Raw genomic sequence first — 10,587 nt, 5'->3', positions numbered from 1 at the left:
ATAGGTTTAACGCATATCAATAAATAATGCGGCAAATTTAGAAAAAATTGGGATGATTCCCTAAACGGAAGTTCACCAAAAAAAGTAACCATTGCACACGACCATTGCCGTCAATCGGATATCCTGATGAACTGGTTACTTTTCAATCCTGATGAATTTTTACTAGAAATGGTTACTATTGTTTTGTATTTTTGCAGATATAGAACCTAGAGCATTTGTTTAGAATTCAACCTAGTGCACCAATTGTTAATACTTACCACCATGAACGTGCAAGCAGAGAAGGCCATTATTATAGAGCAGCTCAAGCAGGTGAACGACACCACGCTTATACACGCCATCCGCAGCTTGCTCGATTACGCCCTTAACAAAGATTCCGAGGGATACAGCATCTCCGAGGAGCAGCAACGGTTGGTTATGGAGCGGTTTGAAAAGATCCGCAGCAATCCCGAAAGGATGAAAGACTGGGAGGAGGCAAAAAACACGCTCAAGGCTGAATGAGGTTCAAAGTTAAAATTGAGCCCAAAGCGCTGCAGGATATCCAAGCGATTACCGACTGGTATAACGAAAGACAAGCCGGTGTCGGTAAACGCTTCCAAAAAGCCACGGTTAAACAAATTGACAGCCTCGTAAATAATCCTCATGGTTGGGCCATCCGCTACAATGAGATTCGCTGCCTTCCAGTTAGAAAATTCCCCTACATGGTTCATTTCTACATTAACGAATCAACAGAAACGGTTGAGGTTTTGGCGGTGATAAGCACAAGTCGAGATCCTGAGATTTGGAAGGAAGAAACTGGAAAATAGGGTAATTTATCAGGTGAGTTGGCAAGCTGGACAAAATGGTTGGAATTCCAATTTCCCCATTGTTATTGTACCTCATTGCCCACGGTTTTAACCGTGGGTTTCGATAATGAATTGGAAAACATAACCGTTTCAACAGTTTACCTGTATTCTAGCGCAAACAGGACAATTCGGCGCAGGGTAAGCTGCCTCCAACCCAGCTCGGAACAACCCGGCGCAGGGTACGCCGCCTTCAACCCAGCTCGGAACTGTCTGGCGTTGAGTACGCCGCCGCCAACCCAGCTCGGAACAGCCCGGCGCAGGGTACGCCGCCTCCAGCCCAGTTCGGAACAGCCCGGCGCAGGGTACGCCGCCTTCAACCCAGCTCGGCGCAGCCCAGCGTACAGTACGCTGCCTCCAACCCAGCTCGGCACAGCCCGGCGCTGAGTACGCCGCCCTCAACCCAGCTCGGCACAGCCCGGTGCAGGGTACGCCGCCTCCAACTCAGCTCGGAACAGCCCGGCGTTGGGTACGCTGCCTCCAGCTCAGCTCGGCACAGCCCGGCGCAGGGTACGCTGCCTCCAGCCGCCCGAGCGTTGCGCTGTTTGTTCGGGAAAGCAGGGTGGTAACCCTCACAGCGCTGACGCTGCGCAACGCATAGAACTTAAAGAAAAAAGTGCCCTTCCTTGATAATATGTAAAAAAGTATATAATTTAGTGAAAGCAAACCGCGCCAAAGGGGAGTTGCTGTGCATACCGCCGTGGGGGTGTATACAGTTTTTAGCATATATAAATGAGTCGACCAGAAGAACCAGATACTTTACCCAAGAATTAAATAACAGCTAAACCATGACAAAAAAATTGACCCTTTTAATTGCCCTTGCCTGCCTGACCTCCGTGGCCGTGGCGCAGCAGGAACCGGAGTTTATTGGCAACGCTGTTGCGGTGCTCAGCGACTCCACCACCATCCCGCTTGAAAAGCAAACTGCCTACGGTTCTGCAAGAGCTAGCGCCAGTGCCTATATTCCAATTGCTGGTGGATTTATTGGAAAAGCCAAAATAACTTCCAAGGTAAATGGAAGTGCCTCCCCTGTTTCTCTAAGCCCCAAGGATGGAGCTATACGCATAATTGTTCGTGTTTCCAACAATAGTTTGGAACCCAGCAGTGTTGTAAATGTTTTCAAGCTGAGCGTAAAAAAAGATTACCGCTATGTTGAAGCTACCAGTGGCATACCAAACAACGGCATTGAGTTCATTTCATACGATGCACGCAAGTTTGGGGAGAGTTCATACTTGCTGGTGCTGTCCGGTATGCAACCTGGGGAGTATGCGCTAACCCTCGATGGCAGCCGTGAAGTATTTCACCTGTTTAGCGTTAAGTAGCCAAATATGCAGCCTTTTGGCATGCCATGGGCCTCAGTACCGCTGCAAGGCGCTTTGAACTTAAAGAAAAAAGGGACTCTTCCTTGATATTCTGTAAAAAAGTATATAATTTAGTGAAAGCAAACCGCGCCAAAAAGGGGATTGCTGTGCACACCGCCATGGGTGGGGCTATAAACGAGTTAGCAACCATTATTAAAACCCAGAGAACATGAAAAATTTAATCTTCGCCTTGACAATTCTTCTGCTGACATCATGCGGACAAAACAAAACAACCGAAGTTTTGAATACCACTATTCAGAATCAAGACGTAGCGGTTGTTCCTGACAGTTTATTTAGAATCACTTCGGAAACGGAAAATGTCAACCCAAAGTTTGGTATTAATAAATGCAATATTGAGATTGTGTTAAAGGAGAAAATATCAAAGGAACAATTGACTATAATTGCAAATAAACTTCGTGAAACAAGGAAGTCCTATGACAAATTGTGGATATTCTATAATTTAGAAGGGACCAAAACTGGCTCAGGAGCTTGGGCAACTAGTCATTTTACTCCCGACCTGAACGTTGAAATAGGTGGGACAACCGCCGAGGAAGATAAAAAATTGAACGCTACGAAAGTTGATGGGCGGGTAATTGGAAAATGGCAAGACACACGACCTTATGCTGGATGCTTTATGACGCTGTATGAAAAGAATAATAAAATATTCATGAACCAAGCGTTTAGCGACGGTAGCTCAAGTGATGATGAGTTTATAAAAAAAACAATCAATGGGAATACACGCTATGAACTTAAACAAAATAAACATAACGAATATTATATAATTGAAACTAATGGAAATTTGGGTATGTATGGCCCTGATGGAAAATTTGGGGAAGCAGAAAAGAAAAACTAAAATATTACGGTTAGTAACAACGACTATATTTCATGTGGCACCAGCATCGTAGGCAGGAATGCAGCAGACAAAAAAATTCTTTCTTTTAGACAAGGCATTGAGTCCGAATGAAATAAAACCGCAAAACGTTGGCAACAATAAAAAGAACAGCCCTATGGTAATTGAAACATATTTAATAAATCTTAATTTTAACAGAAATATGAAAAAATTAATCTTCGCCCTAGCAATTTTGACAATGGTTTCTTGCTCTACAAAACCTAAAGTTAACTATCCCTACGCATTCGTAGATACTAAATCTGAGCTAGTCGGTAATAATGAAAATAAAATGGAACTATACGTTATTTCAGGAAATCCAAATCTTGATACTTTAAAAATGTTTTGCACCGAAAAAAAAGAAAGTATGAATAGCGGAGTGTTTCATTACATTGTTTTCTTTGATTCAAAAGAAAATGCAGTATTTCCCAATAACCCAATGACTGCATTTTATGGAGTAGATGAAAAACCTCAAAAACACATTAAAGCGTATTTTGAATATAATGTAATGAATGGTTACTGTAAACTGAATGTTTACGAAACTAATTCTTGGGAAAGTACGGCGACCGTGATTGATCTATAAATTGAAATTGTTAACTTAATTAAAAGTAAAGTTATGGCGTGGCTAATTATTGTTGGATTTGGTATTCTGCTTGTGGTTATAGGAATATCTGCTGCAAATAAACAGAAAGAAAATAATGCAAAATTAACCGAATTGGGTTATTCGCTCGATGCTAAAGTTGATATAGGAAAATATGTAGCTGGACACCCTGACATTAATGACGCAATTCCAAAAACCTCAATATTCCCAAAGGACAATAAACTTGAAATAATGCTAGAAACGCCAATGGCAATGCCTGTAAAGAAAGGTGAAATTGAAAACCAGTTTATAAAAAATATACTTGCCGAAGACCTATCGACTGTTGAAAAGAGAGTAACTGTTGGACGATTACTAATGACAGGAATTTTTGCATTTGCGTTGAAGAAAAAGAAGAAGAACGAATTGGCATATTTGACAATTGAATGGAATGACGGAAGATTTGACCATGAAACTATTTTTGAATTTGAAGGAGCTGGAGCAATGCAAAATGCCAACACGGCAAGGAATAAAATAATAAAAATTGTACGATAATAGTTAATCCCGCTCGCTCGGACATGCTGTTAGGGGTGTTCGAAACCTTTATGCTTCCCAAAAATATAAAAATACCCGATCGCGTGGACATGCTGTCCGTGCGTACCAACCCTACCCTAGAGCAAATATAGCAAAACCTCGGTAGCCTTTTGGCAAAAAAGCAGCCCTGCCCAAAGTGTAATGCTGTCAACAGGACGTTTCGTCCGGCTGCAGCAGCTGTGGTATTACTACTACCTACATGCCGCTAAAGCCTTGCACTCTTTCTCTGTATAGCTTATGGGCCACAGGCCCATGCTACCGCTTTACACGCTATGGCAGGCTGCGGTAATTACCTTTTTTAGGCTAGAGATAAAGGTTTCTGAGTGTTGGCCTAGTAGGTTGGCACGGACGAGGACGTCCACGCCATCGTTGCATTTCATGTCCTGGCTAGCGTGAGAAGGTCTAAATAGGGTCGGGTCTGGAATAGCAGCATTCAACCTTTGCCATCCAGCACCATAGCCCACGGTTTCAACCGTGGGTTAGCAACGTATACCGGTTTTTGGTAACCGTTTCAACGGTTTAAGGTTGAGCACCTACCTAATCCTCTAAATCCCTAATCTGCTATTAGCCTCCTCTACCTCAACTTTATCAACCCAAGAATTCCATTGATAAGCGTAAGCGGATGCACGGGGTTGCCGGGGATGTAGAGGTCTACGTGGTGTTTGTCCAGAAAGGCCCTGTTCACAGCAGGGCTATCGGCAAAAATGCCACCGCTAATGGCGTCGGTGCCGGCCAATATTACCAGCTTGGGCGAAGGGGTGGCAGCAAAGGTAATCTCCAACGCCTCGGCCATGTTTGCCGAAATGGGTCCGGTAATCACAACGCCATCGGCATGGCGTGGGGAGGCTACAAACTCAATACCAAAACGCCCCATGTCGAACTGCACGTTGCCGGCAGCATTCATCTCCCACTCGCTACTGCCATCACCCCCAGCGGAAACCTGCCGCAGCTTGAGCGAACCACTGAAGAGGCGGTAAATCTCCTTACGCACCAGTGCCGGATTCATCGTAATGGGCTGGTCGATGCCCTCCTTTACAATCAGGTTGGAGCGGTCGTTGGAGGAGAGCTTGTAGTCGGTGGTAAACTGCACCTTGTTGGGAAAAACTCGGGCGCACTCGCCACAGAATACGCACCTACCCATGTCGATGCTCACCGGATTGGCGGCAATGGCATCGGTGGGGCAAAGTGCCACCAGCGCGTCCACATCCACGCTTTCGGTGCTAATAATGGGTCTACCCCGAAATATGCCGGGAACCTTAGCCGTGGTAACATCGGGAATAAACTGTTTCCCTTGGTGGTATAGTATTTTCAGATTATCTAGCATGGCGTTCCGCTTTTCTCATAAGGTTACAAATCGTGCCCACTGTAGGAGAGGTTGAAGCTCTTGTTACAGATGGGGAAATCGGAAATCTCGTTATTGCGCACGGCCAAGGCCAGCGCCAACCAGTTGTGGAACGAGGGGTCCTTAATCTTGTAGAGCAGCAGCTCCCCCTTTTCGTCGGTAATGGCGGCATGGCAAATTTCGCCGCGCCACCCCTCGGTGAGCGAAATGGCAAACGAGCTGGGTGCCAACGGCCCCATCTTCCTCTCCGGCTCTGCAGCTGGTATATCACCAATCCACTGGTTAAGGTAGCCAATGGACTGCTTTACCTCCTCGCGCCGGATTTGGGTGCGGGAGTAAACGTCGCCATGGTGCTTGATAATAGGTTCATGCTTCAGCGTGGGGTAGAGCCCGTAGGGGTGCGATTTTCGAATATCCCGAGCAAGGGTATTTGCTCGTGCAGCCATACCCACCGCTCCAATGGTGGTAAGCTGCTCTGTGGTAAGTGCTCCTGTGCGCTCCAACCGCGAAAGGGCGCTGGGAAGCGAAAAGAGCTGGTCGTTCATCTCGCAGAAATCGGGCACAAAGGCGCTAAACACCTCCGTAAGCCGATTGGCTAAGGCCGAAGTGTAGGGAAACTGGTTTTTGCCAACCCGTATCAGCCCTTTCCCAAGCCTATTTCCGCCCCACTCCTGCAGGTAGTTGATAATGGGTGTGCGTAGCCGTCCAAATACTGAACTGCCGAGCTGGTAGGCAATGTCGGTGCTAATACCGCTGAGGTCGCCGGTGTGGATGGCTATTCGCTCCAGCTCCTGCGCCAGCGTTCTTGCGTAGAGTATATCGTTTGATGGTTCAAAGCCGCTTAAGCTCTCCCACAGGTAGGCAAAGGCGGTTGTATGGCCCACCACGCTATCGCCGGCAATACCTTCGGCAAGGATGGTGCGCTGCAGCAGATTCTTCTTGGTAAGGAAAAGGCTCTCCACTCCCCGGTGCTGGTATCCCAGCTGGATTTCGAGGTGAAGAATCTGCTCTCCATTGCAGAGGAAGCGAAAATGTCCGGGCTCAATAATTCCGGCATGTACCGGTCCCACACCAACCTCGTGCAGCTCCTCGCTTTCGATGTTAAAAAAGGGATAGTTGGCCATCACCTGCGATTTGTCGGCACGGTTGTAGGGGTAGCGAACCGGCTTCAGCCAAGGATGGTCAATGTAGTCCACTCCAAAGTTTTCGTGGATTTCCCGCTCAAACTTTTCAAAGGCATAGTTAAGTGCCGCGAAGGAGGAGAGCTTCTGCTTTGGCTCCACCACCGAGGAGGAGACCAGAATGGTATGCTCCACGTCGTCGGCAATGCAGCAGTAGAGTGCAATCCCATCCTTAACGCGAAGCCCAAAGTAGGTAACGCAGTGGCGTTCGGGCCTATTCTGGAGCAACGCCACGTTCTGCGTTAAGAAGGCGCCATACTCCAGCTCCGGAATGGAGCTAACTGGCACGCGCTGCTGGTTATGTAGGGTTAGGTAGCTCATGTTACATGGGTAAAATGGAAACTGCATCCTGAATGAGATGGACAAAGGCAGCCGGTGGATTCAAGCCCAACCAAACGGCGCCAAAGAGCAGAACAAGTTGGCTTAACGACTCCAACGGGCGGATGTGCGGAACGTGGCTATCGTCGAAACCAACAGCAGGGGTAAACAGGATTTTAAGGATATTCTTGCCAAACGCCCAAATAATAATGGTGAGCAGCAGCAGGGCCACCAGCAACATAACAAGGTGCTGTCCCTCGAAGAGTGACCTGAATATGAGAAACTCGCTTACAAACAGCCCCGAGGGTGGCATGGCCGTAGCGCTTATAAATCCAAAAAGAAGAACCACTGCTCCGGTGGGGTTATACTTGAAGTAGTTCCCAAGGTGGTAAATGTTCTTATCCTGAAACACGCGGTAAACCTGGTTGTATTGGAAAAAGAGGCTGCTTTTTACAAAGGAGTGCAGTATTACGTGCAGTATGGCAGCATAAAAGCCAATGCCACCCGCCGCAACTCCCAACATCACTATCCCCATGTGCTCAATGCTGGAATAGGCAAACATGCGCTTGATGTTCATCACCTTCATCATGTAAACGGTGGCCACAAAAATGGAGAGGATGGCGGCCACAAAAATGATGGTGTTGGCCCAGTGGTAGAGCGAGGTGTGAGCCAGAATGGCATAGGTGCGGAATATGGCAACAAAACCCATGTTCATTAGCACCGACGAAAGAATAGCCGCAGCCGGTCCGGGCGCCTTGTCCTTGGCATCGATGCCGGCAGTGTACATGGGAACTAGACCAATCTTGGCAGTGAAGCCGGTAAAAATGAAGAGGAAGGCAAGCCGCAACCAAAAGGGATTTAGCTCCTGGCTATGCGCCATTAGGTTGGCAAACGACAAATCTTTGTTCCCTGCCTGATTTAGCGACAAGCTCAAAAACAGGATACCCACAAACACCAGCGAGATGCTGATGGCGCATATAAACACGTACTTCCACGTTCCCTCCAGCGCCAGCTTATTTCGGTGGTGGTAAATAAGCGCGGAGGCGCTCAAAGTGGTGAGCTCGGCAAAAATCCACACCACAGCAATATGGTTGGCAAGGTAAGCAGCGCTAATGGAGGTGAGCAGCACCACCATCGCCGCAAAGTAGATGCTGCGGCTCTGTGGCTTTTCGCCCTGTCGGCTTATGTATAGGTGGCTGTGAATAAGCGCCGGAATGCTGATAATGCTGAGGGTAATCAGCAGGAGTATGCCCAACGAATCGAAGGCGAAGTAGTCCAGCTCCGTATGCTTATAGTTGAAGCAGGCAAATATGGTAAAGCCCCACAGCAGAATCTCGTAGGCAATGAGGAGCAAGCTGTTTATGCGCTTGTTGCGGTTTACAAAAAGCAAGCCGCCTATGGTATACGCCCCGGTTAAAAATAGTCCCGTCATGTGGCTAACAATTAATAGTCCTTTAAATTACTGAGCTGGTCCACGTTTACATCCTTAAACACGTCTCCAATCTTATTTAAGAAGATGCCCAAAATGAGCACGCTGGCAAAGATATCGAGCATTACGCCAAGGTTCACCAGCATTGGCATTTCGTTACCCACCGCCAGAGAGAGAACAAATACGCCATTCTCAATGATGAGGTAGCCCATTACGTGGGTAATAATCTTCTTGCGCGAGGCAATAATGTAGAGACCGGCAAACAGCGAGGAGAGCGCAACGATGAAGAATATTTTATCAACGTGGGTATCCTTTATGGAGTTGGCCAGCAAAACCGTAACAACCACTATCACCGTGGTGATAATTAGGGAGACAAAGTTAGGCAGGTAGGGTTCCGCCTCCCGGGTAATGTGGTTTCGCTTAATTAACCGTGAAAGAAAAACCGGAACGGCAACTGCCTTAAACACTACCGTTTCCAGCAGTATCAGCACAAGGTTAAGGGTGTTTATCTCCTCCAATGCCAGAAAGGTTACCCCGAAAAGTATGAATCCCTGAAGTGCCAGCACTCGGATATAGGTAACCAACCTGTTGGCAATGGAGAGGTATAGAAGGCTAATGATGAATAGTATCAGCAGAATATTTGTCATCGCTGTTTGTTTTAAATAAACTTTCCAAGAACCAGAAGCACGCCCAGGAATATCAAAAAGCTAACGGATGAAAGCGCAAAAATAAACTGCGCGTTATGGTTCATCCTAAAGCGAGCCATGAACGACTCAATGAGACCAATTACCACGGCAAAGGAGAACTGCGTTCCAACAAAAACGACCAAAGCCCAGAGCAACGACATCCCGCCAGTAAAGAGGTTGGCAATGATGGCTCCAAAAATGGCAAACTTAAGGTAGCCGGCATAGAGAATAAGTCCTAGGTCGAAGCCACTGTTGTCCAGAATCATTACCTCGTGCACCATGGTGAGTTCCAGGTGGGTTTTAGGGTCGTCGATGGGCAGACGGCTGTTTTCAATCATTGCAATCATGGCCAGCACCAGCGCCGCCAAAACAGCCAAGGCATACGTGATGTAGGAGCCAAGGATGATAAAAAAGGCAGGCTCGGCAAATAGGGAGTAGAGCGCCTCGCGGCTGGCCCCCATCCCCTCGAAACTGCTACCGGTATCCATGGCGGCAATTATGTTGAAGAACTTCCCGAGACCCAGCAGGTAGGCAAAGAAGATAAAGTCGCCGTTGAAGCTGATTACGCCTCGGCTAGAGCCAAATGGAATAAGCAGGGCGGCCATGGCCACGGTGCAAAAATATACCACGGGGGCAAGCCGGAAAACAATGCTGGTGGTTTGGCTATAAACCGCACCCTTTTTCATTAGCCTAATCACATCCTTTACGGGCTGCATAATTCCCGGCCCCTTTCTTCCGGCCGTTATGCTTTTCGTTCGGATGATTACCCCTGTAAAGAAGAGGCTTGCCAGCGCTATTAAAACAAAGCTCAGCATGTTACAAGTTATTTAAAAAGTGCAGCAACATCATAATCTTTTCAATGATAATGGGAATAATAATAACTCCCGAGATAAAGAGAATGCCATAAAGGATATACCGTTGAAGCCTCCCATTTTGCAGAAATAGGAACCATCCGGTAACAACCTTAATCAGCTTAATGAGCTTATCGATAAAGTAGCGCTCAAGCTTATCGTAGGTGTGCGTTTCGTAGTGCTTCTTGGAGGGGAAAACCTCCGTGATGGCTATCTCCTTCTTGCCAATGTCGAGCATGGGCTTGGCCAGCTTCGAGTAGCTTCGGGCAAAGGAGTTGGCGGTGTACTGCAGCTTAGCGCTCGAGGTAGGATAACCACAACCCCAGGTGGGACCAACCTCCACAGGCTTACTGCTGCTTACCCATCTTCTTAAAATCCAAAGTGCAATTATGAAGAGTGCAAATAGCAATCCGGCCCAACCAATGGTATGCAGAGCGTTCGTAATATTTACCGGGATGGGCTGTGGTGCTGTGCCTATGGTTTGGGTAAATAGCGCTATGGGCTGCTGTAGTATGCGCAAAAA

General features: G+C 47.3%; 12 protein-coding genes. 6 read left to right on the top strand and 6 right to left on the bottom strand.

Features of this window, described 5'->3' with window-relative positions:
- Window positions 1–261: 261 nt before the first annotated feature.
- The 6 genes from VMW01_12150 (at window position 262) to VMW01_12125 (ending at window position 4,218) form a co-directional block, all read left to right on the top strand.
- Complete coding sequence (locus VMW01_12150) at window positions 262–498, top strand: hypothetical protein (GenBank protein ID HUW07002.1); 237 nt, start codon at window positions 262–264, stop codon at window positions 496–498.
- A complete protein-coding gene (locus VMW01_12145) occupies window positions 495–803 on the top strand; it encodes a type II toxin-antitoxin system RelE/ParE family toxin (protein HUW07001.1) in 309 nt (102 codons plus the stop codon). The genes VMW01_12150 and VMW01_12145 overlap by 4 nt, the downstream gene beginning before the upstream one ends.
- 824 nt (window positions 804–1,627) lie before the next feature.
- Window positions 1,628–2,161 (top strand): hypothetical protein, encoded by a 534-nt coding sequence (locus tag VMW01_12140; GenBank protein HUW07000.1) that lies wholly within the window; start codon window positions 1,628–1,630, stop codon window positions 2,159–2,161.
- A gap of 208 nt (window positions 2,162–2,369) precedes the next feature.
- On the top strand, window positions 2,370–3,053 hold the full coding sequence (locus VMW01_12135) for a hypothetical protein (protein HUW06999.1): 684 nt from the start codon (window positions 2,370–2,372) through the stop codon (window positions 3,051–3,053).
- Between the two features lie 58 nt (window positions 3,054–3,111).
- Window positions 3,112–3,669: a hypothetical protein gene (locus VMW01_12130; protein HUW06998.1), complete on the top strand. Its 558-nt coding sequence runs from the start codon at window positions 3,112–3,114 to the stop codon at window positions 3,667–3,669.
- A gap of 33 nt (window positions 3,670–3,702) precedes the next feature.
- Complete coding sequence (locus VMW01_12125) at window positions 3,703–4,218, top strand: hypothetical protein (GenBank protein ID HUW06997.1); 516 nt, start codon at window positions 3,703–3,705, stop codon at window positions 4,216–4,218.
- A 613-nt stretch (window positions 4,219–4,831) separates the two neighbouring features.
- Here VMW01_12125 and VMW01_12120 read toward each other — a convergent pair.
- From VMW01_12120 to VMW01_12095, 6 genes are all read right to left on the bottom strand, one after another.
- On the bottom strand, window positions 4,832–5,581 hold the full coding sequence (locus VMW01_12120) for a hypothetical protein (GenBank protein HUW06996.1): 750 nt from the start codon (window positions 5,579–5,581) through the stop codon (window positions 4,832–4,834).
- 23 nt (window positions 5,582–5,604) lie between these two features.
- The gene (locus VMW01_12115; GenBank protein HUW06995.1) at window positions 5,605–7,101 is read right to left on the bottom strand and encodes a hypothetical protein; all 1,497 of its coding nucleotides are present in this window, start codon (window positions 7,099–7,101) and stop codon (window positions 5,605–5,607) included.
- 1 nt (window position 7,102) lies between these two features.
- Window positions 7,103–8,530: a proton-conducting transporter membrane subunit gene (locus VMW01_12110; GenBank protein ID HUW06994.1), complete on the bottom strand. Its 1,428-nt coding sequence runs from the start codon at window positions 8,528–8,530 to the stop codon at window positions 7,103–7,105.
- Between the two features lie 11 nt (window positions 8,531–8,541).
- Complete coding sequence (locus VMW01_12105; GenBank protein ID HUW06993.1) at window positions 8,542–9,174, bottom strand: hypothetical protein; 633 nt, start codon at window positions 9,172–9,174, stop codon at window positions 8,542–8,544.
- 11 nt (window positions 9,175–9,185) lie between these two features.
- A complete protein-coding gene (locus VMW01_12100) occupies window positions 9,186–10,028 on the bottom strand; it encodes an NADH-quinone oxidoreductase subunit H (GenBank protein HUW06992.1) in 843 nt (280 codons plus the stop codon).
- A gap of 1 nt (window position 10,029) precedes the next feature.
- Window positions 10,030–10,587: hypothetical protein (locus VMW01_12095; GenBank protein HUW06991.1), on the bottom strand; the 558-nt coding region annotated here is incomplete at its 5' end.

Source organism: Williamwhitmania sp. (assembly GCA_035529935.1).
Classification (GTDB): Bacteria; Bacteroidota; Bacteroidia; order Bacteroidales; family Williamwhitmaniaceae; genus Williamwhitmania.
The sequence above is the reverse complement of the archived record's forward strand: the minus strand, read 5'-3'. Positions and strand labels throughout refer to the sequence as shown.